General features: G+C 43.5%; 28 protein-coding genes and 1 tRNA gene. 17 read left to right on the top strand and 12 right to left on the bottom strand.

Annotation, left to right across the window (positions count from 1 at the left end; translation table 11 throughout):
- Positions 1–9 precede the first annotated feature (9 nt).
- The 5 genes from WHS38_02695 to WHS38_02675 are packed head-to-tail and all read left to right on the top strand — an operon-like array spanning position 10 to position 4,147.
- On the top strand, positions 10–786 hold the full coding sequence (locus WHS38_02695) for a ThiF family adenylyltransferase (protein MEJ5299878.1): 777 nt from the start codon (positions 10–12) through the stop codon (positions 784–786).
- A 56-nt stretch (positions 787–842) separates the two neighbouring features.
- Positions 843–2,345, top strand: a complete 1,503-nt coding sequence (locus WHS38_02690) for a leucyl aminopeptidase (GenBank protein MEJ5299877.1) — start codon at positions 843–845, stop codon at positions 2,343–2,345.
- A complete protein-coding gene (gene nth, locus WHS38_02685; GenBank protein ID MEJ5299876.1) occupies positions 2,333–2,971 on the top strand; it encodes an endonuclease III in 639 nt (212 codons plus the stop codon). The genes WHS38_02690 and nth (WHS38_02685) overlap by 13 nt, the downstream gene beginning before the upstream one ends.
- Before the next feature lie 24 nt (positions 2,972–2,995).
- Entirely contained in the window at positions 2,996–3,934 is a 939-nt protein-coding gene (locus tag WHS38_02680; protein MEJ5299875.1) for a nucleoside recognition domain-containing protein, read from the top strand.
- 21 nt (positions 3,935–3,955) lie between these two features.
- On the top strand, positions 3,956–4,147 hold the full coding sequence (locus WHS38_02675) for a ferredoxin (protein ID MEJ5299874.1): 192 nt from the start codon (positions 3,956–3,958) through the stop codon (positions 4,145–4,147).
- 31 nt (positions 4,148–4,178) lie between these two features.
- Here WHS38_02675 and WHS38_02670 read toward each other — a convergent pair whose 3' ends face one another.
- The 4 genes from WHS38_02670 to nth (WHS38_02655) are packed head-to-tail and all read right to left on the bottom strand — an operon-like array spanning position 4,179 to position 8,467.
- Positions 4,179–5,294, bottom strand: a complete 1,116-nt coding sequence (locus tag WHS38_02670; GenBank protein ID MEJ5299873.1) for a glycosyltransferase family 4 protein — start codon at positions 5,292–5,294, stop codon at positions 4,179–4,181.
- A 12-nt stretch (positions 5,295–5,306) separates the two neighbouring features.
- Complete coding sequence (locus WHS38_02665) at positions 5,307–6,563, bottom strand: glycosyltransferase family 4 protein (GenBank protein MEJ5299872.1); 1,257 nt, start codon at positions 6,561–6,563, stop codon at positions 5,307–5,309.
- Positions 6,560–7,792, bottom strand: a complete 1,233-nt coding sequence (locus WHS38_02660; protein ID MEJ5299871.1) for a glycosyltransferase — start codon at positions 7,790–7,792, stop codon at positions 6,560–6,562. The genes WHS38_02665 and WHS38_02660 overlap by 4 nt, the downstream gene beginning before the upstream one ends.
- Positions 7,793–7,813: 21 nt before the next feature.
- Positions 7,814–8,467, bottom strand: coding sequence for an endonuclease III (gene nth, locus WHS38_02655; GenBank protein ID MEJ5299870.1), 654 nt, complete (start codon positions 8,465–8,467; stop codon positions 7,814–7,816).
- 298 nt (positions 8,468–8,765) lie between these two features.
- On the opposite strand from nth (WHS38_02655), the gene WHS38_02650 reads away from it, so the two are divergent.
- From WHS38_02650 to WHS38_02630, 5 genes are all read left to right on the top strand, one after another.
- Complete coding sequence (locus WHS38_02650) at positions 8,766–9,245, top strand: hypothetical protein (protein MEJ5299869.1); 480 nt, start codon at positions 8,766–8,768, stop codon at positions 9,243–9,245.
- A 157-nt stretch (positions 9,246–9,402) separates the two neighbouring features.
- Positions 9,403–10,227 (top strand): hypothetical protein, encoded by an 825-nt coding sequence (locus tag WHS38_02645; GenBank protein ID MEJ5299868.1) that lies wholly within the window; start codon positions 9,403–9,405, stop codon positions 10,225–10,227.
- Positions 10,228–10,233: 6 nt separating this feature from the next.
- Entirely contained in the window at positions 10,234–11,526 is a 1,293-nt protein-coding gene (locus tag WHS38_02640) for a radical SAM protein (GenBank protein MEJ5299867.1), read from the top strand.
- Positions 11,527–11,717: 191 nt separating this feature from the next.
- Positions 11,718–12,014, top strand: coding sequence for a hypothetical protein (locus WHS38_02635; protein ID MEJ5299866.1), 297 nt, complete (start codon positions 11,718–11,720; stop codon positions 12,012–12,014).
- A gap of 17 nt (positions 12,015–12,031) precedes the next feature.
- The gene (locus WHS38_02630; protein ID MEJ5299865.1) at positions 12,032–12,493 is read left to right on the top strand and encodes a response regulator; all 462 of its coding nucleotides are present in this window, start codon (positions 12,032–12,034) and stop codon (positions 12,491–12,493) included.
- On the opposite strand, the gene WHS38_02625 is transcribed toward WHS38_02630, so the two are convergent.
- The gene (locus WHS38_02625; protein MEJ5299864.1) at positions 12,465–12,998 is read right to left on the bottom strand and encodes an NUDIX hydrolase; all 534 of its coding nucleotides are present in this window, start codon (positions 12,996–12,998) and stop codon (positions 12,465–12,467) included. The two genes, WHS38_02630 and WHS38_02625, sit on opposite strands and share 29 nt — an antisense overlap.
- A complete protein-coding gene (locus tag WHS38_02620; GenBank protein ID MEJ5299863.1) occupies positions 12,977–13,630 on the bottom strand; it encodes a thermonuclease family protein in 654 nt (217 codons plus the stop codon). The genes WHS38_02625 and WHS38_02620 overlap by 22 nt, the downstream gene beginning before the upstream one ends.
- A 185-nt stretch (positions 13,631–13,815) precedes the next feature.
- Here WHS38_02620 and WHS38_02615 point away from each other — a divergent pair, with 185 nt between their 5' ends.
- On the top strand, positions 13,816–14,838 hold the full coding sequence (locus WHS38_02615) for a rod shape-determining protein (protein ID MEJ5299862.1): 1,023 nt from the start codon (positions 13,816–13,818) through the stop codon (positions 14,836–14,838).
- A gap of 15 nt (positions 14,839–14,853) precedes the next feature.
- On the opposite strand, the gene WHS38_02610 is transcribed toward WHS38_02615, so the two are convergent.
- Positions 14,854–15,261 (bottom strand): hypothetical protein, encoded by a 408-nt coding sequence (locus WHS38_02610; GenBank protein ID MEJ5299861.1) that lies wholly within the window; start codon positions 15,259–15,261, stop codon positions 14,854–14,856.
- Between the two features lie 91 nt (positions 15,262–15,352).
- Between WHS38_02610 and WHS38_02605 the strand changes: the two genes are divergently transcribed.
- Positions 15,353–16,024: a CBS and ACT domain-containing protein gene (locus tag WHS38_02605; protein MEJ5299860.1), complete on the top strand. Its 672-nt coding sequence runs from the start codon at positions 15,353–15,355 to the stop codon at positions 16,022–16,024.
- 45 nt (positions 16,025–16,069) lie between these two features.
- Here WHS38_02605 and serC read toward each other — a convergent pair whose 3' ends face one another.
- Complete coding sequence (gene serC, locus WHS38_02600; protein ID MEJ5299859.1) at positions 16,070–17,152, bottom strand: 3-phosphoserine/phosphohydroxythreonine transaminase; 1,083 nt, start codon at positions 17,150–17,152, stop codon at positions 16,070–16,072.
- Positions 17,153–17,528: 376 nt separating this feature from the next.
- Here serC and WHS38_02595 point away from each other — a divergent pair, with 376 nt between their 5' ends.
- Positions 17,529–18,101 (top strand): HDIG domain-containing metalloprotein, encoded by a 573-nt coding sequence (locus WHS38_02595; protein MEJ5299858.1) that lies wholly within the window; start codon positions 17,529–17,531, stop codon positions 18,099–18,101.
- A gap of 10 nt (positions 18,102–18,111) precedes the next feature.
- Positions 18,112–19,053 carry a D-alanine--D-alanine ligase gene (locus WHS38_02590; GenBank protein MEJ5299857.1) on the top strand — a complete coding sequence of 314 codons (942 nt, stop codon included), beginning with the start codon at positions 18,112–18,114 and terminating at the stop codon, positions 19,051–19,053.
- 202 nt (positions 19,054–19,255) lie between these two features.
- Here WHS38_02590 and WHS38_02585 read toward each other — a convergent pair whose 3' ends face one another.
- From WHS38_02585 to WHS38_02570, 4 genes are all read right to left on the bottom strand, one after another.
- Positions 19,256–19,864 (bottom strand): hypothetical protein, encoded by a 609-nt coding sequence (locus WHS38_02585; protein MEJ5299856.1) that lies wholly within the window; start codon positions 19,862–19,864, stop codon positions 19,256–19,258.
- Positions 19,865–19,986: 122 nt separating this feature from the next.
- Positions 19,987–20,062, bottom strand: a tRNA-Phe gene (locus tag WHS38_02580).
- A 37-nt stretch (positions 20,063–20,099) separates the two neighbouring features.
- Entirely contained in the window at positions 20,100–22,232 is a 2,133-nt protein-coding gene (locus tag WHS38_02575) for a formate dehydrogenase subunit gamma (GenBank protein MEJ5299855.1), read from the bottom strand.
- Between the two features lie 150 nt (positions 22,233–22,382).
- Positions 22,383–22,697: a hypothetical protein gene (locus WHS38_02570; GenBank protein MEJ5299854.1), complete on the bottom strand. Its 315-nt coding sequence runs from the start codon at positions 22,695–22,697 to the stop codon at positions 22,383–22,385.
- 399 nt (positions 22,698–23,096) lie between these two features.
- Between WHS38_02570 and dnaK the strand changes: the two genes are divergently transcribed.
- The 3 genes from dnaK to WHS38_02555 all read left to right on the top strand — a co-directional run bounded on the left by dnaK (position 23,097) and on the right by WHS38_02555 (position 26,305).
- Positions 23,097–25,001 carry a molecular chaperone DnaK gene (gene dnaK, locus WHS38_02565; protein MEJ5299853.1) on the top strand — a complete coding sequence of 635 codons (1,905 nt, stop codon included), beginning with the start codon at positions 23,097–23,099 and terminating at the stop codon, positions 24,999–25,001.
- Positions 25,002–25,065: 64 nt separating this feature from the next.
- On the top strand, positions 25,066–26,010 hold the full coding sequence (locus WHS38_02560) for a DnaJ C-terminal domain-containing protein (protein MEJ5299852.1): 945 nt from the start codon (positions 25,066–25,068) through the stop codon (positions 26,008–26,010).
- A gap of 85 nt (positions 26,011–26,095) precedes the next feature.
- Positions 26,096–26,305, top strand: a complete 210-nt coding sequence (locus tag WHS38_02555; protein ID MEJ5299851.1) for a hypothetical protein — start codon at positions 26,096–26,098, stop codon at positions 26,303–26,305.
- Positions 26,306–26,521: the final 216 nt, after the last annotated feature.

The raw sequence follows: 26,521 nt of genomic DNA, 5'->3' as shown, positions 1-26,521 counted from the left end.
GCTTTGAACATGATTAAAAAAGTATCCGATTTTGAAATTATGTTGCTAGCTGAGAAAAAGAATATTTCAGTCCGGGAAGCAACGGCTCTAGCTATAGAACACAACATCATACCAGAGAGGTATCTTAAGAACCTGGGCACCATTTCAACCCAAGATCAGGCTCACATCTGCAGAACCCGACTTCTTGTATGTGGTTGCGGCGGACTGGGAGGTCATATCATACAACTTGCAGCAAGGCTCGGCTTCGGATTTATAAGGATAGTTGATCACGACAGATTTGATCTATCAAATCTAAATCGACAGCCCTTCTGTATAGCAGATTCCCTTTTTTTCCCAAAAGTCCTCGCCACAAAAGAAATCATAAGAAGGATCAACTCTCTTGTCGAAGTAGAAGCTTTCGAATCCCGCGTAATGCCATCACACTTTGACGATGTAGATATAGTCCTGGATGGATTTGACAACCCAAAGGATCGCATATCGGCAGAAGAAGAAGCAAACCGGCGAGGAATACCTTTCATTCATGGAGCGGTTAGAGGCTGGTGGGGACAGGTAACCACTACAATGCCCGACGACAGACCGAAGCTCAAGAAGCTTTATGCAGGAGTAAAAAGAGAAGCCAGAAAACACGAAGAAGAACTTGGAACTCTCGTTCCCGTGGTTTCAATGATAGCCTCAGTCCAGATTCACGAAGCAATCCGGATAGCTACTTCGAAATCTCCTTTATATTCGGGAAAACTTTTCTACTGGGATGGAGAATCGGGAACGGCTATGATTATAAACCTTTGAACTGGATTGACGAACAAACCTGCTATTTCGGATAACCGAATTAAGGAGGAGAAAAAATGATTTTTTCCTGGAAAACCGAACCTTACAATGGCTGTGCAGACGCTATTGTAATTTTCTCCTTTGAAGAAACAAGGGATACCATTATTCAGCACCCCTGGATAGCAAAAGTTCTCCCCTGGCTGAAAGAAATGCCCTGGTGGAACGATTTTTCAGCCAAAAAAGAGCAAATAATGACTGGTTATAGCCCCTCTGGCGTTCCCTTCAGGAAAATAATTCTTGCCGGGTTGGGTAAAAAAGATGAGCATAATCAGGATGTTCTTTACTCTGTCTGGGCTAAAACTTTTAATGAAGCCTCTGAAAAAGGAATCACTAAAATAGCCTTTCCATTTCCGATTTTTGAACTTCTTTCAGAAGATTTGCACTGGTTCCTTAGAGAACTCCTCTTCACGGGATTTTCTGTTTCCTACGAATACCGGGAATTTAAAACCAAGCCTGCAGAAACTAAAAAGCAAATTGAAGAACAGGTTGTCCTACTGAAAACCGAACCCAATGGAGCTATTCTTGATGTGCTCAGCTACCTGAAAAGTCTGGAAAACGGCATAGTGAGAGCCCGCAATCTAATTAATGCTCCCTCTAATGAGATTACCCCTGAACGACTCGCCAGGGAAGCCAGAGCTATTGCCGAAACCTATAACCTGAAATGCACAATAATAGACCAGGAAGAAGCCGAAAGGATGGGCATGGGCGCCTTTGTGGGCGTCGCTAAGGGAAGTGCCAACCCTGGTTATGTTATCGTATTGGAATATTGTCCACGGGGCTGTGAAAACGAAAAGCCTCTGGTGTTTGTTGGAAAAGGCATCACTTTTGACACGGGGGGAATTTCCATCAAACCAGCTTCAGGTATGGAACTTATGAAGCACGACATGGCTGGAGCTGCCACAGTCCTTGGAGCCATGGAAATTGTGGGCACAATGAAACCTCCTAGAAGAGTTGTTGGCGTTATGCCCTGCGCTGAAAACATGCCCGATGGAAAAGCCTATCGTCCAGGAGATGTGTTAAAAACTCTTTCAGGACAGACGGTTGAAGTTATCACAACGGACGCTGAAGGGCGGCTAATCCTGTGCGATGCCATAACCTACGCCGTAAAAACCTATTCGCCTGCTCTTATTGTGGATCTAGCAACTCTCACAGGAGCCTGCATTATTGCGCTGGGGGATCGCGTTGCCGGGATTCTTGGCAATAAAGACGACGTCGTCGAAAAAATTAGCACATTGGGTAATCGTGTTGGGGAAAAGCTCTGGCCCCTTCCGCTCTGGGATTTTTATGCCGAGGACATTAAAAGCGATATTGCCGATTTCAAAAACGTAGGAAACCGCAAAGCCGGAACCATAATCGGGGGAATTTTCTTAAAACAGTTTGTCCCCAAGGAAATTCCCTGGGCGCACATAGATATTGCCGGTCCAGCCTGGGCAGAAAAACCATGGTTCCAGATGCCAAAAGGAGCAACAGCTTTTGGAATCAGAACACTCATTGAACTGGTGAAAGCATGGGAGATTTAAAAGAAAAACTCGAAAATATCATCGAAGCGCTTCGGAAAGAATATCCCGAAGCGCCCCTTGAATTGAAGTTTTCAAATCCTTTTGAACTTCTTGTGGCAGTGATTCTTTCTGCTCAATGTAAGGACGAAAGAGTAAATCAAGTAACCACAAAGCTATTCAAGCAATGCAAGACGCCTCAAGACTTCATCAACATTCCTGTTGAGCAGCTTGAAGAAATCATACGCCCCACGGGATTTTTCAGGCAAAAAGCACGAACTCTAAAAAACTGTGCGGAAATGCTGGAAAAACGTTTTGGCGGCAAAGTGCCGGAAAATATCGATGATCTCACTAAACTCCCCGGAGTTGGCAGAAAAACAGCGGCTATGGTGCTCGGAAACGCCTACGGTATTGAAGAAGGTATAGCCGTTGACAGACATGTCCAGCGAGTAGTCAACAGGCTTGGAGTGAGTGGATCAAGCCAGCCGGAGATTATAGAGCGAGAACTCATGAACCTTGTGCCTAAAACTATCTGGACATGGTTTAGTAACGCACTGATTCTTCACGGAAGAAGAACATGCACGGCTAAAAATCCCAAGTGTAACGCCTGCAGTCTGCAACCCTGGTGTGATTATGGCAAACAATCTTAAATCCATCCAAGCGGGATAATCTTTATGGACACTGTTCCCTTGAAAAACGGTATCAAAAAGGGACTATCAGGGTTTATATGGATGATTGAAATCATCCTGCCCATATCCTACCTGACGGCAGTCCTTTCCTGGACAGGGATTCTGGAAAAGCTAACCGCAATAATTGCGCCTATTATGCATCTTCTGGGCCTTCCTGGCATAAGCGCTATTCCTATTATCGTGGGGGCTCTCACCAGCGTCTATGGAGGAATTGCCGCCATGTCCGTCTTGCCCTTCTCAAAAGAAGAAATGATCCTGATGGCGAATTTTATTCTTATATGCCACAATATGATCCAGGAAACGGTAATTCAATCCAAATCCGGTATCAAGGCGTGGAAGGCTGTTATGGTTAGAGTGACAGCCGCAACTGTAACAGTGTTCCTGCTGGGATTTTTCATTAAGACCGGTGTGCACGAAGGAAATGTCCGTGATGTCGCTTCAAGCGTAACAGTTCACCAGAGCTTCCTGGAAATGACAATTTCCTGGGCAATTGGAACTGGTAAGCTATGCATAAAAATTTTCTTCATTATTATGGCTATCATGATTTTTCTTGAAGTGGCCAAGGCAAAGGGCTGGATTTCTATAATTGTAAAAGCGACGAAGCCAGCCTTAAAAATGCTGGGATTGTCAGAGCGAGTGGGACTGTTGTGGATGACGGCTGTGGTCTTTGGACTGGCTTACGGAGGAGCAGTAATTGTCGAGGAAGCTAAAAACGGCGACATTCCCCAAGACGAACTGGAAGCACTTCAATTGTCTGTGGGCATAAATCACTCGATGGTCGAAGATCCCACTTTGTTCTTGCCTCTCGGGTTACCACCGTTCTGGCTCTGGGTTCCCCGCCTTATTGTTGCAATGGTAACCACCAGGCTGTTTGCTTTTGCAGTAAGATTAAAAAATATGAAACTTCTGAGCGAAAAAGCTTGAATGTCCCATAAGGAGATAAAAATGCCGAAAAAAATCGTTATAGATGCAGAGTGCTGTGTTGGTTGTGGAACCTGTCAAGAACTATGCCCCGAAGTCTTTAAGCTCGATGAAGCTTCCGAAAAATCTACTGTGATTAAACCTGAAGGCGGAAGCGAATGTGTAGAAGATGCTATTAGATCCTGCCCGGGTGAATGTATCTCATGGGCTAATTGAAAAAAGACAAACTGCATGAGAAGACGATGGCCTAATCATGCTCATGAACGAGTCTTTCTAACAGCCTTACTAGGCTTAAATTGTTCAGATGCGCATTTCGCTTTTCTCTAACGAATGTCATCCCTTCCCTGCCCATTTCATCCCTTAATTTCGGACTATCCAGCATAAGAGATACAGCGTCAGCGTATGCTTCCGGCAGCGGCGAAGAAACCAAAATGCCTGTCTTGCCGTGACAAACCACCTGACGAACCCCTTCGCTATCCAGAGCAACCACAGGGCAACCGCAGGACTGAGCTTCCAGATAGACCATTCCAAGCGATTCGCCAATACCGGGGAAAACAAAGAGATCGGCAAGAGAATAATAGCGGAACAATTCCGATCTAGGAATCATCCCAAGAAATTCAACACGATCCCCAAGTTTTTCCCAAGCATAATGCCTTACCGACGACCAGAGAGAACCAGAACCAATAACCAGCAGAATAAAGTTTTTCTTAGACTTCAAGAGTTCAAGGGCTTCAAAGAGGAAAGCAAGGCTTTCCCACTTCGCGCCTTTTCGGAACATACAAACTGTAAGAAGCAAGGGGATGTTTGGTGGAAGAGATAGTTTTAATCGCAACGTCGATGCAGCATTTAGATCCCGAGGAAACATATCAGGAAATATTCCCGGAGGAATATAGTAAAGTTCTTTACTGGGAACAAAGCGCTTGAGAGCTTCAATATCCATCAGATTGTTTGAGATAAGGAGACTGGCTCGCCGTATGGCTATATCGTTTATAGCGGCTCCGAGCTTTGTAAGGGCTTGCTTCCTTCGTTTATTAGCTCTCATGGGTTGAATTATAACATAAGGAATCCGAGGCGCCGCAAGCCACCACCCGAATAGATCCGGTGATTTATAATAGCTGTGGTAAGTAACCCAGATATGGGGCTTAAATGAACGAAACCGTCTTACAGATTCCCAGAAAGCGTAAGGTAATTTGATAATCTCTTGGAGAGACTTCCAAAACAACCTGCTTCTAAAATCTGTCATTTCCCGGCATAGATGTCCATGACGACCAAGTGACGCCACAATTCCTTCTGCAATAGTTTTATCACCTGAAGGAATGCCAATATTTAGTGGCTTGTTGGGAAAATAGAGACCGACTCTCACAGCAAAACTTTCCTAGATATAATCATTTCTTACAACATCCCTAAAAATACGGTAAAGCCTAGGCATCCATATTGCAGAATCGAAATAGCTCTCGACAAATCGTCTAGCTTCGAAGACCATAGATCTAGCATCACCCGGACTAAAAAGAACCCTTTTTATTGCCTGCGCCAATGCGTAAGGATTTTCTGGTGAAACAAGAATCCCGGTTTTCTCATGATGAACAGCTTCAGGGATGGCAGAAACATTAGTAGCCACTACCGGAATACCTATCGCCATGGCTTCAAGAATAACATTGGGAAGCCCATCTCGGTCTCCGTCAGGGGCTATTTTTGAAGCCAGAACAAAAAGGTGGCTTCTGCGGTAGAGCGGTATGAGATCTTCATGAGTTAGAGTGCCCAAGAAATGAACATTATCTAGAAGACCGAGATCTCCTGCCATCTTATGAATCTGCTCTCTTAGGTCCCCATCACCGACGTGGAAAAACTCAAAAGGAATCTGCTGAGTTTTCAGGATTCGTAAAGCTTTCAACAAATCGTCATATCCCTTTTTCTTAACAAGTCTTCCCACCGACAAGATCCTGAATGGTGGTGACGGCAGATGATCAGGACCAAATTCGAACCGAGAAAGATCAATGCCATGGTAAATTGTGTAAATGGGCGTGGAAAGTCCCTCAGCCAGGCTTAAGAGATATTGTCGGTTGTATTCTGTGCAGGTTATTATAAATCGAGCACGAGCTATTTTGCGCATCAATTTGGCTGGATGAGATGTGTAAATGTCCTTGGCGTGAGCGGTAAAACTAAAGGAAATGCCGGTTAGTTCTGAAGCATAAAGAGCGACTGATGTCGGAGTATGGGCAAAATGAGCGTGAATATGAGCGATGTTTTTGCGAAATAAGTCATGTTGAACAAGATATCCTGCTTGAAGAAAATGCCTTACTGTTGGAGTAAGGGGGGATGATATAGCAATAGAAGCCTTCAATGCGTTGGAGAAAGATCTAAGGTATCTGTAGGGATAAGATAGAAAATACCTGAAATTAGCTCTAAAGAGAGTCTTCCATGAAGGCAGAATGTATTCCGGCAGATAGGTTACTGGGGCTCTAATTTGCTTAACATGCTTATGAGCAAAAGACTCTCGTGGCTGCCTTAATGAAAATATGGCAATATCAATTCCTGATCGCTCTAGATGTAGAATCTCGTTACTTATGAAGGTCTCCGAAATTCTAGGATAACCCTTGAGAACCATTGCAAGTCTTTTAGAAGTCGATCTCATAGTAGTTCCTTTTCTATCAGGTGGTGCCGTATTCGATCTTGAATCAATTGGAAGGCTGTAAAAGGAAATGTGTCAAACTTTGCGGAATTAATGGGATTATGATTCAAAAAAGACAGGATCTTTTCTTTCAAAACCTCGGGCGAGAAACTCTCCGGTGGAATATAATCGCAAAAACCGTGTTCACACAAAACTTTTGCTCGAATGAGTTGTTCCTCTCTAGGCACACAGCGTGGCACAATGAGAGCCGGCTTTTTAAGGGTAAAAATTTCACAGATAGTGTTATACCCTCCCATACTGACAACAAATGAAGAAGCCGCAATAAGAGCCTCCATAAACCTGTAAAACCTGATAGTTTTCCATCCAAGCCGTGAAGCTCTTCTTTTGATATCTTTAAAAGTTTTTGCGCTCAAAAAAGGACCGGTAACAAGAACGGCAGAAAACCTGGCACTCTCGGAAGAGTCTTTTTCAAATGCTCTAAGAAAGGTATCAAATATGGGATACCCATCCCCTCCACCTCCTGCAGTAACGAGCACAATTGGGAGGTGAGCCTTGCTCCGCGAGCCAGAAGCTCTTCTAACCAAAACGCTCTCTTTCACACGTTCAATCTCTCTGTAGGAAGGCACATACCTAGGAATATAACCTGTAAAATATAACTTTTTGGCCACAGAAGGAGGGATCTGGTATTCCTTAACAGGGTCGTAAAATTCACGAACTCCATAGATCCATATCTCATCATACAGAGATTCCATAGCCTCGTATATATTCTTTTCTCGCCATTCCCTGATCGTTTCCTCGCTACTGTCCATAATGTCTCTTAGACCAAGAACGGTTGTACAATCGGGATATTCTGATCGAATCCATTCAAGGGTTGGTTGAACTTCTTTTTTTAGACCAAGTGGAGCCTTATCAACGATAAAAAAATGAGGATGGAAGGACTTGGCTGTCGCAAGAATAATATTTTCTCTAATTGAAAGGACATGCGACGAAGGTAGTTTCATAGAAAGAGGCGTGTATTCCTCGTTGGTTATCTTTATCATGCCAGGAACCCGAACGAAATCAATACCCTCCGGTATTACAAAGCGTCCCACAAGAGGAGAGCCAGTAACGATTAGCACGTTGGCAGGAATAGATGTGACGCTTTGGGCAATGGCTAAAGAACGTCTAATATGTCCAAGTCCGTAAGTATCGTGAGAATACATTAGAATTCTTACAGGCTCTTTGATTTCCAAAGATTAGATCCCCCTTTGTATTTACTTTGTATGACTCTTGACTTCAACGCCACGCCCGTGTTGGCAAAGAGAAAAAACCGGGCAATCATGGCATCTGGGCTTCTGAGGGCTACAAAAGGTCTGACCATGCTTTACGAAAAGATCATTCACGAGAGGAATCCACTCTGAAGGAACGATGTTAGTCAGCACCATTTCCGTTTCTTCAGGAGATGTTGTTTCAATCCACCCAAGGCGGTTAGCAATACGATGAACATGAGTATCCACAGGGAGAGCCGTCTGATGAAAGCCGTAGAGAAGAACGCAGTTAGCAGTTTTTCGCCCTACTCCTGGTAGTTTCATAAGAACATCAAGCGACTCAGGAACTTTACCACCAAACTCCTGAGCTATCACCCGGCTTACTTCTTTAACTCGCTTAGCCTTGGTCTTGTAAAAATTTACGGGCTTTATAAGTTTCTCTATATCTTCAAGAGGAGCTTCAGCGAGAGCCTGAGGTGTAGGATACTGCCCAAACAGGCGCTTAGCTGCTGCATCGGTTTGAGGGTCCCGAGTCCTTTGGGAAAGAATCGTTGCGATGAGCACGTAAAAAGGTTTTTGCCTGGTGTGCCAGTTCCAGGGTCTTGTGCCATAAAGATCTCTCAAAATAGTAAGAACTTGAACAATTCGGTCTTGGTCCATTTGCAGTGCTCCTAAAAACGACCAGATTTTTGGATCGAGAAAAAGTGTAGTTGAACATCCTCATCGAGCATTGTATGATAAAATTTGATATGAGCAAAATAAAACATTTTTATAATTTGAGTCCGGAAATCCTTAAAGAATTAGAAAAGATCGGATAAGTTTTTAGTGATTCTTACTATTGTTGCTATGATCTTTATCAATCATGTTGTGTTTGCTGAACTTCTGAAAAAGCTTTTGAAATTTTAATTAAGTAAAGCCCAAACTAAAACGCTGAATTGTGGAAAAGAGGAGTGTCATCATGAATACGAAGTCATACAGTCAGATGCTAGATTACACAAAAACTCATTTTATCAAGCTTGCTCGAGAAAACCGTTTTCCAGAGAACGGAAAAATTCCTCACGATAAGGATATGTGTTTAATTTGCCACCCGGAGCTTATAGAAGGAAACCCTGCTTCCTTTTTCCTAAATCTAATCGTGGATTGTATAGCTGAGCGAAGACCCAAAATTGATGACGATCTAATACAAGCCATAAAGGAAGAACTTTCTATGCAAGGATTAGATGCTAATATCAACCTGGAAAAACTTAAACAAGGAGATCCAGAAGCATTCCAGGCATGGCGAACATGGGCGTGGAGTGCTATAAATACAGCTTTTGATATGTTGTCAATCCACTCGTCGTCAACCCCTTATTTTCAGCTCGAGGACAACTTTTCGGAGGACGAAATAGACTCCAGCTTAAAAGAGCTATTCCAGAAACAGAAATCGAAAACAGAATGATTCTCAACAAAAAGATGGTCATACTAATTTAGAAGAAAATAACGTAACATCCGCCATCCGTGTAACGTAAGGGGAACAATGAATAAACGGTGTATAAAAATAGCTCATCATCAGACTATATATCAATGCAGGATTTTAGCAAAAAAGGACAGATAGAATGAATCTATCAGAACTTACGGATATTGCTGAACTCCCTAAAAAGTATTGTGCAAAAAAAGTAAGCTCTGTCTGGCAAAACTTCCCAGAAGGTTGGCTGGATCGTTTAGAAGAAATTATGTTGTCTAAGCAGTCAAAAACTGTAAATATTTTCTTCAGAGCTGATGACATAGGCATTCCTGGGGTTGCCTTTAATGCCCTATGCAAGATATTCAGATATTTTGAGGTTCCTCTTGCTCTTGCAGTAGTTCCAGCATGGATAAACAAAAAAAGAATCGACCAGCTGTTTCAAATGGCGTCGCCGTCGGAAACCCTATGGTCGTGGCATCAACATGGATGGAGACACACAAATTGGGAAAAGGATGGAAAAAAAGCCGAATTCGGACCAAGCCGAACTGAAAATCAAAAGTGGCAAGATTTGTGGAAAGGGCTAAACAAGATGAAAGAAATATTTGGAAACGCCTTTGTGCCCGTATTTACTCCTCCATGGAATCGTATAAGCCCTGAAGTCTTTACACTTCTTTACAATCTGGGATTTAAAGCCATATCAACAGATCAGAAGAAAGTTACCAAACAACGTAGCCTGAGAATTTTTAGGATATACATCGATCTACATACAAGAAAAGCATCCCAGAAAGGCTCTGACTTTGACCACCTCATTGAAGATTGTAAACAGTTATTTGCAACAAGTGAACCTGCAGGAATTATGATTCACCACAACCGGATGAATCTTAACGCTTTTCTTTTTATCGCAAACTTTATAGAAGTTGCCCGAAAAAACACCTCCATAAAGATAACCTCATTTAAGGAAATGCTAGAAAAGTAGGAAGTCATGGCATCCAGAAGATATCCTTTGCTTGTTTTTGCTGATCAAACTGGAAGGATTATGGAACATCCTTTTCTTGAAATGGCGGGAAGCGAAGCCGGGCAGTGGAGATGTCTTAATAGAAGCGAGTGGATACCTCTTCCAGAAGGAAGTGAACTATTTGTGCTTCCTGGAAGACTCCCTGTGGGATTTGACTCGAGAAAAAAGAAATTCTCGGTATTAACGCAAAACCCCTATGGAAAGAATGGATCCGTGCAGGCTGTTGCAGCATCCGTAGCCCCGGCTTATACAACTCTTCTCTCTGCAGCTTACCGCACAAAACCCAGTGCTCCAGTATTGCCTTTATTTTCCTACGCTGCTGTAGGATGGCACGAGGGACAATTTGTTGTGGCGGCAATGAGAGTTGATCCGGACGAACGTCAGGACGTTAAACACCTTGATCTTGAAAAAGTTAGTGAACACGCTCGCCTGTGGATGAAGCAATACCGTCACAATAGACTTATTCATCACCTTGCCCGCTGTGCTCTCACCTATGCCTGTCCTGCTGCTCGCAATTTTTTCCTCAGGCGATGGGAAGCTCCCCTTCCATCTTCTCCCAGATGCAATGCCAGATGCATAGGATGCATTAGTCTCCAAACCAATTCACCCATACCATCTACCCAACAGCGCATCAAATTTACTCCCAACCCGGAGGAACTTGCAGAAGTTGCCGTTATGCATTTTAAAAAAGCCCCAAAACCAGTAGCCAGCTTTGGACAGGGCTGTGAAGGAGAGCCACTACTCGTAGCCAACACCATTGAAGCAGGAATTCGTCTGATAAGATCTGAAATAACTTCAGGGACAATAAATATGAACACAAACGGAAGTATTCCCGATGTATTGGAAAAGCTCGCAAAAGCCGGGCTACAGAGCGTAAGAGTAAGCCTTAACAGCCTTCAACCTGAATATTATAATGCTTACTACCGTCCCAAAGGATATAAACTCGACGATGTAAAGAAATTCATCTCTAAAGCCAAAGACCTTGGGCTCTTCGTGTCCATCAATTATTTCATGTTACCAGGGTTTACCGACGACCTTGCTGAATTCAAAGCTTTTGAAGATCTTCTTCGCACAACTCAAATTGATCTTATCCAGATGAGAAACTTCAATATCGATCCTGAATGGTATATGCGTTCTATTAATTTTAAGCCTTCCGGGAAGCCCATTGGCATAATGACCTGGATGGAACGTGTTCGAGAAATATCACCGACCATCCGTTTTGGATACTTTAATCCGCCAATTAACCATCAAGAAACATAAAGAAACGTTAAGACACCATAAACCACAACTCAATCTTTTCTTAACGTCTCATATCGATTCAAAATGTTCTTTTGATTTCTAAAAGACACGAAAACATCGCAAGAAAAACAAATCTTCCCATGGGAACGTTTCTTGCTTGTAACGTAAAGTGAAATGGGTTACAAACATAACTTAAACAAGGAGGAAAAGCCATGAGATGGAAAGACACTCTTGAAAGAATTTTTGCAGCCGTTGCTTTCGCCGAACAGGGGAGAGAAAAGGAAGCAATGGAAATGGCTGGGGTGCGTGAGTCTAGACGGACTCTGAAGCAAATAATTGAAGATTACAGCACAGCTACAGCCTTTGCCGAGGCTCAAGAATTTGGTTACGCCTACGCCTTGGCAACCGATACCGTTGCTAAGCCAGCTCAAAAACCCACTCTCCTTTCTTTCCTCGAAACCGTTGGACTCAAGGGAGCACCCGTTTACTACGGTACTGTAAAAATTTAAAAGAATAGGAGTTGAAAATGGCAAAGCAATTTAGAGTGTTACTCGTAGATGATGAAGAGGACTTTGTGAAGGCTCTCGCAGAAAGACTAAAAATGAGAGATCTGGGTCCCGATGTGGCTCTCAGTGGTGAAGAGGCTCTGCAGTCCCTCGACGAGGAAATCCCAGATGTTATGGTGCTCGACCTCAGAATGCCCGGGATAGATGGTATGGAAGTTCTGCGTCGAGTGAAAAAAGCCTATCCCGAAATCCAGGTTATCATTCTAACAGGTCACGGTTCGGAAAAGGATGAAGAAGAGGCAAGGCGGCTTGGAGCATTTGAATATCTTCAAAAACCTGTAAACATTGATCATCTCGTTAAGGTGCTCAGAGATGCTTACAAAGCTAAGCTAGAACGTCATGGAGCCGCCATCGCCTTCGCAGAAGAAGGAATGTATGCAGCCGCTAAAGAAATCATGGACGAAGAGAAGAAAAAACATTAGAGGCTTGATCAGGATTGTAAACGGGTATTATCGATGATTTCCCGGTTAGATAGTTAAAAACTTGCTTCGCTATGGAGGCAGTGCCACGGGTAAGGTTGTAACGATCGATCTCTTCGATTGAAAAATATCGACAATCAACAAGATCTGAACCAGGTCTTGGTATTGAATGATCGACAGGAATACATAGAAAATCAATTAGAATGTAATGATAGGCTATGTTGTCGTTCTCGTCCTTGATAATACGGTCGAGAACGGCAACAATATCTTTAACTTCTACAGGGATGCCCACTTCCTCGTATATTTCTCTCTTCAGCGCTTCTTCCAGAGTCTCCCCAACAGCTACTGCCCCACCAGGGATCGACCATTTACCTTTACCGGGATCTTTCCCCCTCAGCCCTAGAAGAATTTTATCACCATTGAATATCAACCCTCCCACTCCTACAATGGGTCGAGGCGGGTAAAGGCGGGAGTCAAGATCATAGACTAAGGTTTGCATCTCCGACATGGATGGTAGCCCTCCATAAAAGCTTCTTCGCGACTATTAAACCTCACCTGGTTCGAAGGTGACATCTGCTTGCCAAAGGAACATCCGGGTCTGTGAAATACAAAACTTCTCTGATTGCCAACATAATACGCTTCTTTATCGTATTTGCACGCCCCCCACATGCCTCTCCTGTTCTTTATCGCATCTTGCTGAGCCTTCAAAAAATGCTGGGATCTGGAAAATCCTCTCGAATCCTGAAGTAAAAAGGCGTAACCCTCTCTTACTAAAAGCTCGTTAACCAGAGTGCCATCTTCTAAAAACACGTAAGCGAGCACTCGCCCGTGATGATCAACTTTATCGCCTTTATCTTCATACTGAAGCCTTACCTTTTTCCCAAGCACTAATCTGGTGTTTCTATCTCTAGCATCATTTCCAAAACAATCAGCAGGAGTATCATCATGAGCAATCTCAGGGGCATCAATACCAAAATACCGAACTGTTACGTGCCCTTCCAGTTCAACAGTGTCACCATCTATAACCTTAACGACCACCCCTGAATTAGGAAGATCAGCAGCGATTCCTAAAACTGGTATTACCAACGAAATAATTCCTAGAAATAATCCAGCAGCGAGCTTTAATCTGTTTTCAACCATGGATTCCTCCTTCTTCGATTTAATTCCGTTTCCTAGACTTAAATTTTGGAGAAAAACAACCGTCCTCCCAGTAAAATAATTTGACCTCAGCAGCACTCTAAGTCTAAAAAGAAAGAGATCAAGATGTAAGTTTTTCTTGTGCTCGTCAACAATGGAAAACCAAAAGCAAAAGGTGGAATGAAGCTATGTTCGGACGATTGTTGCGTTTCTTTGCGAAAGATCTGGCAATGGATTTAGGCACAGCTAATACACTTATTTACCTTCGCGGACATGGTATAGTGCTCAATGAACCATCCGTAGTTGCCATTCGCCAGGACGATTACAAGGTGGTTGCCGTTGGTCGAGCGGCAAGGGAAATGATGGGAAAGCATGGTCAGCGCATCGTGACCATTCGTCCTCTCAAAGATGGCGTTATTGCCGATTTTGAAGTCACCAGCATCATGATAAAAAGTTTTTTGAGCACAGTTCTAAAACGTAAGCATTTTATCAAACCAAAGCTTGTCATTGCAGTTCCAACGGGTATTACATCGGTGGAAAAGCGAGCAGTAATAGAGGCAGCAGAACAGGCTGGAGCCGGCAGTGTTATGCTTATTGAAGAACCTATGGCTGCTGCAATTGGAGCTGGCTTACCTGTAGATCGACCCGTGGGAAGTATGATAGTCGATATTGGTGGAGGAACAACAGAGGTTGCTATCATTTCTCTTTTCGCCATCGCCTATAGTGAGTCTGTGAGAGTAGCAGGGGATGAAGCAAACGAAGCTATTCTACGTTACATCCAACGGAAACACCAAATGATCATCAGTGAAATACTCGCTGAGCAAATTAAAATACAGGTTGGATCTGCTATACCTGTGGGAGAACCAGTTAAAGTTCAGCTAACAGGAAAAGAAATACTTACGGGAATTCCCAAAACTTTCTTTATCACAGATGAAGAAGTGAGAGAGGCTCTTCAAGAACCGGTAAATATTATCGTGGAATCTGTTAAACGGGCTCTTGAAAAGACCCCCCCAGATCTTGCCGCTGACATTTACGAGCGAGGAATATGGCTTGCGGGAGGGGGATCTCTTTTAAGAGGTCTTGACGAATTGATACGGCGAGAAACAACCCTTAATGTTCACGTAGCTGATGATCCGCTTACTGCTATTGTCAGAGGGGCGGGAGCGGTTATTGAAGATATGGAATATTACAAACCTGTTTTTATCAGTTAATTAAAAAGCGGGAATTTACTCCTGATCTTTCTTTTTACCCGGGATAACTTTCCAGCATCTTTTACGTTCTTCTCTCACCCAAGCATCTATCCACTCATTCCAAGCCTCCTGGTAAGTCTTTATGGCTTCCAGGTAGCGCTTTCTTTTTTCTTCCTGCTCTCTTTCTTCAGACTTTATCTCTTCTCGCGCTTTCTTAAGCCGGTGATAAGCAAGAAAAGAACCCCAAAATTTCTCATTTAGAGGTGATCCATACAGGCGCTCCAATTCATTTTTGATATCGCTTGCATCATGATCGTCTAAAAAACACTCGATATCGAAAAGCTCCTTATCTGCTATGTAATACTTAGACCCCTCCCACAAGGCCACCTCATCTCTTAATTTCTGAAACAAATCTTGATTTGAAAAACGTCTGTCTTTGCTCACAAGACTATTGCTCCCATAGGTTTTATTTCATACAATAACTGAACAAGTTACAGAGAGACAGTGCAAACTTTTTCATACAAGGAGGCCTTTTATGTATGTCGGATGGCACATGGTGACGGATCTCATCACCATCTCCCCTGATACGCCTATCATGAAGGCGCGCGAAATTATGAACGAACAACGCATATCTCATCTTCCCGTAACCGACGAAGAGAGACGTTTATTAGGACTTGTTACCGACAGAGATCTCCGGGAAGCATGGGCATCTCCTGCTACAACTCTCAGCGTTTACGAACTCACATACATTTTACAAAAAATCACCGTGGAAAGCATTATGAAAAAAAAGCTCATCACTATAACTGAAGACACCACCATTGAGCGAGCGGCTTTTATCATGCATCAGGAGAAAATCGGATGCCTTCCGGTCGTATCAAGCGGTAATAAGCTTGTGGGGATGATAACCACATCCGATCTAATGTCAGTCCTTCTTACAGCGATGGGAATGAGCGACGATAGCGGAAGAATCACTATACTATCCGAAGAACGAATAGGTATTCTCAGTCACATTACTTCTCTTCTTAAAGATAACGCTATAAGTATAAAAAGTATCCTAATTCATCCTTTACCTAGATACGACAAAGTGTGGCAGATCCTCTTGAGATTCAGGCGGGAAGATCTTGAAAAAGCCGCCCAGGTCCTTATGGAAGGCGGCTATAAGGTATTAAAAGAATACGTAAAAGACATTACCCCTTACCTTCCATAGAACCTAATATGGGCGCACTGATCCGTGCGCCCAAACAACAAAAACCTAATGGCTTTTAGCAAAAGATCTCATAAAATCAACAAGTGCTTCCACGGCTTCCACGGATACAGCGTTATAAAGCGAAGCACGACACCCCCCTACAGATCTGTGCCCCTTTAAGCCCACAAGACCTTTTTCCGTTGCCTTAGCTAAAAATTCCTTTTCCAGTTCTTCAGTAGCTAATCTGAAGGTAACATTCATAAAAGATCGATCTTCAGGCACAGCCGTGCCTCGATAAATTTCATACTCGTCAATACATTCATACAACATTTTGGCTTTGAGTTCGTTTATGGAAGCCATTTTCTCTAAACCACCAACCTCTTCCTCAAGCCACTCCATCACAAGCCCAACAGCGTAAATTGAAAAACAGGGAGGTGTATTATAAAGAGAGTTTTTCTCAGCAAAGGTTGTGTATTTCAACATGGTAGGAAGATCTTGCGGAACACGTTCAAGCATGTCCTTCCGTATAATCACCAGTGTAACACCAGCAGGTCCAGCGTTTTTCTGAGCACCTGCATAAATTAGTCCAAAAGGACCTGGATCAAAGGGACGGCTAAAAATGTCCGAAGACATATCTGCCACAAGGGGAACTCCCTTGGAATCAGGAAAGGATTTCCACTGAGTGCCTCGAATAGTATTATTTGAAGTGATATGCAGATAGGACGCATCAAGGTTTACGGTAAAGTCTTTCGGGATGTAGGTATATTCTTTATCTTTAGAACTCGCAATAACTCTCACCGGCTTTTTCTGAATTTCTGCTTCTTTTATCGCTTTCGATGCCCACGTTCCGGTATCGATATAATCCAGAGGCTTTCCGGGAACTTCAAGATTCATTGGCACCATACAAAACTGAAGACTTGCTCCTCCCTGAAGAAAAAGCACATAAAATCTATCATCCAGCTTAAGAAGTCGCTTTATCCTGGCAATAGCATCGTTAAGTACCGCATCAAATTCCTTTGAGCGATGACTCATTTCTAAAATAGACATGCCTGTTCCACGAAAATTAAGCATCTCCTTTTGAATCCGCTCCAACACAGGAATAGGAAGAGCAGCAGGACCTGGGTTAAAGTTATAAACTCGCTTTTCCATCTCCTAAGACCCTCCAAAAACTATAAATTTTTCTCTAACATTTACCCCTTCAGTGACAGGTCACTTTAACGATATGATTCTAACTTTGTCAATTTTTTATGAAGGATGTTCGAAAAAGATCGCGGTGATAACCATCGCGGTTGCCGTATCGTAAGGGCATGATATGCTATGCCCCTACTCATGATGCACTGCTTGATCCCGTTCCAACGTTCTCAAAATGTAGGATATTAAAATATCCCAAATAAGGGATGAGCCTGCGTTAAACTTTTTTCGGATGATAACGATCAACCAAAAAACTGGAGTTCTCCCAAAAAGTTATGTTAAAGATAAGCGACTTTAATCTTTGAGAGTATCTCTTTCTAAGAGAGGCCAACCAATGAATCAAAAAAATATTCTGGCAATGTCAACAAATGATTCTACCGTCCCCAGCCGGGAAGAATGCATCGCTCTCATGATGAAGCTTCAGATGCCGGAACATATCATGCAACATAGCTTCAGAGTTTGTGATGTGGCCCTAGTGTTAGCAAAACTTTGCCTGATGAAATCCTATCCTGTTTCTGTCGAAAAGGTTGAAGCCGGAGCACTTTTACACGACATCGCAAAAGCCAGGTGTCTGGAAGAAAACTGCCATCACGCCATAGTTGGAGCTGAGATGGTTAGACTCTACGGTTATAAAGAAATTGCTCCTATTGTGGAGCAACACGTTAACATATCCAGGGCTGACATACTGGCCTGTCCAAATGAATCGATTCTTGTAAATTATGCTGACAAAAGAGTTCTTCACACATCGGTGGTGTCGCTTGATAAAAGATTTGAAGACCTTATAAATCGCTACGGTAAAACGCCAGAACATAAAAAATCCCTAGAAGAACGATGGAAACTCTACAAAGAACTGGAAGAAAAACTAAGTCAAATTCTTACAAGAGATATTTCTACTTTGACAATTTAGGGAGGGAAAAATGCCTGAAGGGAAAATTCGAGTAGCCATTTTGGCTGGAGGCACATCGGCAGAAAAAGAAGTTTCCATTTCAAGTGGAAATCAAGTTCGAAAAGCGCTCAACCCCGAAAAATACGAAGCCTTCATGTATGATCCAGCTACCGACCTTCTGAAACTCGCTCAAGACTCAAAAAATATCGATGTAGCCATTATAATGCTCCATGGTCGCGGCGGCGAAGACGGAACAATGCAGGGCTTCCTTGAAATGCTTGGCATCCCTTATCAGGGAAGTCGAGTGCTGGGAAGCGCTGTCGCCATGAATAAAATTGTTAGCAAACACCTATATATTCAGGCAGGACTTCCTGTTGCTCCCTATATGATTTGTAATAAAGATTCTATGCCCGATGAATTAAAAATACTCGAAAGGATAGGTCTTCCTCTGGTGGTAAAACCAGAACAGGAAGGTTCAAGCATAGGGGTAACCATAGTAAGAGATTTCAAAGAGCTAAAAGAAGCCCTTGAGAAAGCTTGGAACTATGACAAACGATGCTTGATTGAAAAATATCTCCAGGGAAGAGAGATTACCGTTGGAGTCCTTGGAAATTCTCCTCCTGAGGCACTCCCTCCTGTAGAAATTCGTCCTACATCCGGTTTTGAATTTTTCGATTACAATGCTAAGTATCAACCCGGCGCCACAGAAGAAATATGCCCTGCTCCACTTCCCGAAAAACTTACCTTGAAATGTCAGGAGTATGCGCTCAGAGCACACAGAGCCCTTTACTGTGAGGACTACAGCCGAACCGACATGATTCTACACGAAGGGGAATTTTACATCCTTGAAACCAACACCATACCTGGAATGACGGCAACAAGTCTCTTCCCTCAAGCAGCTCAAGCCGCAGGAATTTCTTTCTCTGAACTTATAGAAAAACTGATCCAACTTGCTATGGAAAAAAAGAAGTAAAATCTACTCCTTGGTGGAGGGTGTTTTAAAACTTCCCTCATGAGGTGGCGAAACATAGAAAAGGCAGGGACGAAGCTCAGCTTGGAAGACCCTTCCAGACTCAGGTAGCTAAAAACGACCTCAATATATGATTCACCAATAACTGTAGGGGCGACACATGCGTCGCCCCTACAATTCTATTACGGAGTTTTTTAGAACACTCTCACTCCTTGGTGAACCTTCCTCTAGGTGCACCTACCGATGAAAAGGCTGAATTGAAATTTCTATAAAGACTGTGATAATTCGCAATCCTGTGCCATTTCTTTATATAACCTGGAGGAAGTTCATCAATAACATCAATACCTTCCCACTGGCGGGGGTTTGGATAGGCATAGTATGGATACTCCTTAGGAATTCCCCTAACATAAACGACCTGTGGAATCACCCACTGAGAGCGAGCAAGATAAAGTCTATGCATACCGTCATTTATGAGAACCACAACGGATCCATTAGCTTCTATCGATTCTTCCACCACGGGAGGAAGTAGAGTTACAGGCTGGTCTTTTCCCTCCATCCACAATTCCAGAAAACCATTAAGGTTGAACATATCATAACCAAGTTCTTTCAAAGCCCATTGAAGGTTACGAACTTTCTCTAATTCCTGTATAAGCACGTAACGCTGGGTAGGATAAAGCCAATCGGTGGAAATTCGTTCAAGCGATATTGTGCAATTTTTGTAGATAAGAACATCCGGTTTTTTTAGTAATCTAACTTCCCTGAGCCTAGAGATCAGTTCGTCTTCAGAATGATGCACAACTTCTTTAATCTTCATGACACTTTCCTACCTAATAAAAAGCAAAACCCGCTTGTTGCGGGCTTCGCTTCATGGGGAATTGCCTTGTGAGCTATCCCAATCTGTAATGGATAATCAGACCGAACCTGAACATGAAATTGTGGTGGCGAGGCCCAGAATCGAACTGGGGACACGAGGATTTTCAGTCCACTGCTCTACCGTCTGAGCTACCTCGCCACGGCGGATTTCTGTTTAGCCAAAACCGAACTAATTGTCAAGAAGATATTGAATTATCGTTACTGGATTCCTTGGTATCTTTATTTGGCGTAGATTCATCTTTTTCAACATGCTCCTTATACCAAACGGAATGATGCTTTTTAATCCAGGTTTTGCTAACCTTTCCGTCCACCAGTATTCGCCAGGTCCCTGGATTGGCGATAGTGCCAAGATAGGCATGAGCAATAACACCAGCAAAGAAAACAACTGCAAAGAAACCGTGTATCGTTGATAAGAGACAACTCAGGCTCAATGGAAGACTTGTCTTGAATATGAGCGGAACACCCGTGATACCCATAATCACACTGAGAACCGTCGTAAACCAGAAGAATATTTTTTGCCCGGCGTTCATCCTGCCAGCAGGAACTTCCACCTCTTTGCCACCAATATATCCGCCTTTTTTCTCAAGCCATTCCTTATCATACGGAGCAAAGCGAGCATAAGAAGCCCAGAGCTTCAAAGACACGCCAGAAGCAATCAGAAACACAATCCCTGCTACCCAGTGCACAACTACAGCAGTTTTGGGAGTTCCGAAAGACATTCTGAGAAGGGTGACGTTGTTATAGAAGAAGATGTATCCAGTAAAAGCTAAAATTAAGAAAGACACAAGCCTAAACAGATGAGTCCATCTTTCAGCAAGAGAAAACCACTCAATTGTAGCAGGAGCATCATAGAAATCGGCAACCTTTGGACCCTGCCCCGTGTAATGAAGCACTAACGCAAAGACAATGAGCAATATAAAGATACTTACATAAGGAGTAAGATACAGTTGATGAAATTGGTTCAAAGCAAAAACCCAGGGAGAACATCCGATAAGTCTTCCCGAATTTATTGTCACAGGCTTACCATCCGGTCCAAAAAGATCTGTCACAACTTGTCCCTTGAAAACGTGAGATTCGCTCGAATGGCAATCAGCACAGCCTCTAGCACCCAAAGCCATCCCAGCAGGCGCAACATTGTGGTTAATATTAAACCCTTCAGCATGTGCTGCCCAGGTATGATCTTCTTCAACCACAACATCACCTTGATCATTCAAATAATAAATTTTCCCACCCTTATGGTAGTTGGGCCTAATCTGATGGAAGCGAGCATTCCCTTTCAGTGTCTCAGTAAGAGAGGTCAACATGAGTTTGATTTGTTCAGGTGTGTGTAATTCTGGCCGTTGTGGATTAGATGGTTTCAAAGTGTCTTTAATTTTTTCATAGGCTTTCTTAATTTCTCGGGCGAAGAGAGGATAATAGATTCCGTCACTGTCAAGATTCGTATAGACAATTCCCAGTAGAGGATTCACTGGCGCCAGCAAACCGCTTTTTATCCTTCCGTAACGAGGATGCCAGTCGAAGTATTCACCAATAGATTTGGGTGAATTTGCAGGATCTTTTAAGTTTATTTTGGGGTAATTAACCATATTGCCTGTAGTAACATCAAATCCTTCTCCAGCCGCAATATGAAGAACCGGAATATGACAAAACTCACAGGAAAGCTTTTCCAGATGATTAGGTCGTATGGAAAGATGAGATGGACGTGGAGCACCTATATATCCCTTCTGGTGGCACTCCCTGCAGGTCATTATCGTATTATCAAAATCATCTCTAACAGTGGATACATTCTCATTACCTTTTGCAAACTGATGATTGATCTTCTTAACCCCTTTTTGGGGATCATCTATTGCCGGATGACAGTCAGCACAATGAAGCCCTCTAGCATTGTGGACGTCGTGATTTTTTCGGTCATTCCATGAAAAACCTCTTTTCTTGGCATCAGAAATACCATGACAAAAATTACAATTCTCTGAAGGAGGTGGATATGAAATGGGCAAAACGATTTGTCCATCTTCGTTAAAAAGACGTTTATTATAGGTAACCGTTGGAGATTGTCCCTCCCTTACAAATCCCTTTACTTGCCCAATGCCGGACGACGCAGTTGAAGACCACTTATAATTCCACATCTTAAGTTGTTTGTTACGCTCTACAAAATTATACCCTGGAAGATGGCACAAGAGACAGTCCGCTTCCACAACACCAGACTTATCCCACTTGCTTTTATAGTAGTCCCCATCAAGAGTATTGACCAGGTTTGGCTCTTCTTTAAGTCTCTTATCATAACGTTTTCCATCTCTGTCAAATTCCAATCCTCCCCCACCAGGGTGACAGCCACCACAACCCGGCTGCCCTATTTGCTTGGGATCCGTCGGACCAACGCTCACCCATTCAAATACTGTCAGATCAATTTCATCCGGAGTCTTATTATGTTTTTTCGCCAACTGGCGGAAAGAAGGAGGTCAGAATTTACCCATCATTCCGTCGGAGAGAACCCACGGTTTTTTGGGATTAAAATCGTCTTTAATGCGATCCCATCCCTGCTGAAAATGATATCCTTTCACTATTTCATCGTAATTGTGACAAGCTCCACAGGTCTGGCGAGAACTGTAAGGCAGATTGGCATTTTCACCTGTTAGAGGATTTATTATTTGTCCATCTTCTGTCCGAAGGAAGAAAGGGGAATGAACCCAATCCCTTGCGTAGAGACCTGTAGTCATAACAAAAAAAGCTAAAAAAAATTTCAGCGCAAAAGCATACTTGAAGTTTTTAGCCATACCCATCTCCCCCATGTTATTAGGTTAATGGCAAAAAGCTAAATGATATTAATTTTCGGATATCAAAAAAAATAGCTAGAATCAATACTACTCAAAGATAGCCCAGTTTTTGTGGCTGCGGGGTATTATAAAGATCTCCCCAGAATAGGCTCACAATTGAAGATGAAAACCTGAAGTTGGCACACATAGCGGTTTGTTCATAATAAAATCGAGTGTCCTTACGAATTAAAAATTTGCGGTATAACCTTGCAAAAATTTTGCCTTTTTAACTCGCAACCACTAGCATTTTAAAAATCCATGATTAATTTCTAAGCTAGCCAAACAGGCAAAAAGGGCAATGGGGCGTTGCCCAGAATATCTTAAGACAAAAAAACAGGATAAAAAGGAGGCAGGATAATAATGGGAAAGGCGGTAGGTATTGATTTGGGAACTACTAACTCTGTTATTGCCGTGTGGGAAAACGGCAAAGCTACAGTAATTCCTAATGCCGAGGGATCCAGAACAACCCCTTCAGTTGTGGCATTTACTGAAGATGGTCAGAGACTTGTCGGACAAATTGCAAAAAGACAGTCGATCCTGAACCCGGCAGCTACTATATATTCTGCAAAGCGTTTCATAGGAAGGCGCTGGGATGAGGTAGAAGAAGAATCCAAGATGGTGCCTTACAAGGTTGTTAAGGGTCCCAACGATGCTGTTAGATTCGACATCCGAGAAAAACTTGTAGCTCCTGAGGAAGTTTCCGCTCAGGTGCTAAGAAAGCTGGTTGAAGATGCATCAAAGTTCCTTGGCGAAAAAATAACCGAAGCTGTTATCACTGTGCCGGCTTACTTCAATGACGCTCAGCGTCAAGCTACCAAAAATGCGGGAGAAATAGCCGGGCTCAAGGTTTTGAGAATCATCAACGAGCCCACGGCCGCTGCTCTCGCTTATGGTCTAGAAAAGAAAAAGAACGAAACGGTGCTTGTTTTCGACCTTGGCGGTGGAACCTTTGACGTTTCCATTCTCGATGTTGGAGACGGCGTATGTGAAGTTCGTTCAACAGCCGGTGACACACACCTGGGAGGCGACGACTTTGACAAACGAATAGTCGATTGGCTAGCTGACGAGTTCAAAAAAGACACCGGGATAGATCTTCGAAATGACCGTCAGGCTCTACAGCGTCTATACGAAGCAGCTGAAAAAGCAAAGTGCGAACTCTCCACGGTGATGGAGACGGAAATCAATCTCCCGTTCATCACCGCCGACGCAACGGGACCCAAGCATCTCGTAAAGAAGATTACTCGAGCCAAATTCGAATCGCTAGTTGCAGATCTTATTGAACGCTGCATGGGACCAGTCAAACAGGCTCTTGCTGATGCTAACCTTACCGAAAAGGATATAGATGAGGTTATTCTCGTGGGCGGTTCGACCCGTATTCCGGCGGTGCAAGCCCTGGTAAAGCGACTCACCGGCGGCAAAGAACCAAACATGAGCGTAAACCCTGACGAAGTTGTTGCAGTTGGAGCAGCGATTCAGGCGGCAATAATTAAAGGCGAGGTAAAAGACGTTGTGCTCCTCGATGTCACACCACTTTCTCTCGGTATAGAAACTCTCGGTGGCGTCATGACCAAACTCATAGAGCGCAACACAACAATACCTTGCCGACGTGAAGAAATCTTTACAACCGCCGAAGACAATCAGACAGCCGTCGATATAGTTGTGCTCCAGGGTGAACGTCATATGGCTCGAGACAACCGCGTGCTCGGCAGATTCCGCCTTGAGGGTATCCCGCCTGCACCAAGAGGTGTGCCTCAGATTAAGGTCACCTTCGACACTGACGCAAACGGCATCCTCAAGGTGACAGCTAAGGACATGGCAACTGGTAAAGAACAGACCGTGACTATTACGGAATCTACGAACCTGGATAAGGGCGAAATCGAACGAATGCTCCGAGAAGCCGAACAGTATGCTGAAGAGGACCGTAAACGAAAAGAAAGAGTCGAGGCGAAAAACCAGACGGATTCTCTCGCATATCAACTCGAAAAGACACTCAAAGAACTCGGAGACAAAGTGCCACCTCACGAAAAGAGCCGATGTGAAAAACTCATCGAGGACGCTAAAGCAGCTCTTAACGATGAAAGCACAAGCGCTGAGCGATTCAAGCAACTCAACAGCGACATCCAGCAGGCTCTCCACATGATCGCAGCAGCGGCATATCAGCAGAGCACATCCCAGCAGCACGGTGGAGCCGGTGGAGCCGAAGCTGGGGGGCGCAAGGCTTCTGGAAGTGACGACGTAATAGACGCTGAATTCAGAGAACGATAATCCCAAAATTGCGGGGTGTAGTATCGCTACACCCCTACTTCCTAGGTCCTTGGAGTAATCGGAAATGGCGGTGAAATATAAAGATTACTACGAAATTCTTGGCGTTCCTCGCACGGCTACTCAGGAGGAAATTCAGCGAGCATACCGGAAGCTTGCGCGGAAATATCATCCGGACGTTAACAAAGAACCCGGAGCAGAAGAGAAGTTTAAAGAAATCAACGAAGCCTACGAGGTGCTCAAGGATCCAGAAAAGCGCAAAAGATACGATCAACTGGGAACTAATTGGAAAGCCGGACAGGACTTTACTCCACCACCAGGCTGGGAAGTGCACTTCGGATTTGGGCCGGGCACAGGGAAGATTTTCGAAGATATATTCGGTTTTGAAGGAAGCGGTTCAACAGGCTTCAGCGACTTCTTCGAAATGCTTTTTGGGGGCATGAGAAGAGGTCAGGCCGGAACCGGAACATCCGGATTTACAAGAGTCCGTGATGGAGCAGACCAGGAAGCGACGATTAGAATTTCTCTCGAAGATGCCTATTACGGTGCTGAAAAGATTATCACTTTGCCAAACAGTAATAAAACCTACGAAGTGAAAATCCCTGCTGGCATACTGCCCGGGCAAAAGATTCGTCTTGCCGGTCAAGGAGAACCGGGCATTGGAGGAGGCCGAAGTGGCGATCTTTATCTGAAGGTGGAAATAGAGCCCCATCCTGTATATCGACTTGAAGGACGTGATTTGTATATGAATCTTCCAATTACTCCCTGGGAAGCAGCTCTCGGTGGAGACGTAACGGTTGGAACTATCGCAGGATCTGTAACAATTCGCATTCCTCCCGGAACTCAAAGCGGGCAAAAGTTGAGGCTTCGAGGCAAGGGAATGCCAAACCCAAAGGGTGCTCCGGGTGATTTATACGCTGTCGTGCAGATTATGGTTCCTAAACATCTTTCTCGAGAAGAACGAGAGTTATTCGAAAGGTTAAAAGATGTATCTACTTTTAATCCTCGATAGGTCTTACTCCAAAGAAAATGGCATCGGTATGCCACTACGCCGGCACTAAATACTTAAGAATCCCGGAGCGGGAGGTAATGCTATCATGACACCGTATCTTGTAAAGTCCGCAAAGTCAGGTTCATACCTGAAGATTGAAGAAATAGCTGCCCAGTGTGATTTACATCCAGAACTTATCGAGCGATTTGTCTGTTTAGGTCTTATAGATCCTGTAGAAAAAGATCCTGCAGATGGGGCATGGCTTTTTGATGAATCTGCTGTCCCTATAGTGAGAAAAATCGTGCTTAAGAAATGAACTGGGCATCAACTACGCAGGAATTGGTGTTGTTCTGGATCTTCTTAGCCGACTTGAAGCATTGGAAGAAAGAGTAAGAATTCTCGAAGAACGGATTACTCGATTGATTGATGAACTAGGTTCGGTGTTATAACCCTTTATAAATCCAAGCAGCTTCCCAGTTCCCAAAAAATATCAATTAAAACCTAATCTTAACTAAAAAGGGCATTATCCCCT

Source organism: Thermodesulforhabdaceae bacterium (assembly GCA_037482015.1).
Lineage (GTDB): Bacteria > Desulfobacterota > Syntrophobacteria > Syntrophobacterales > Thermodesulforhabdaceae > JAOACS01.
This window is presented reverse-complemented; position numbering and strand designations above follow the sequence as displayed.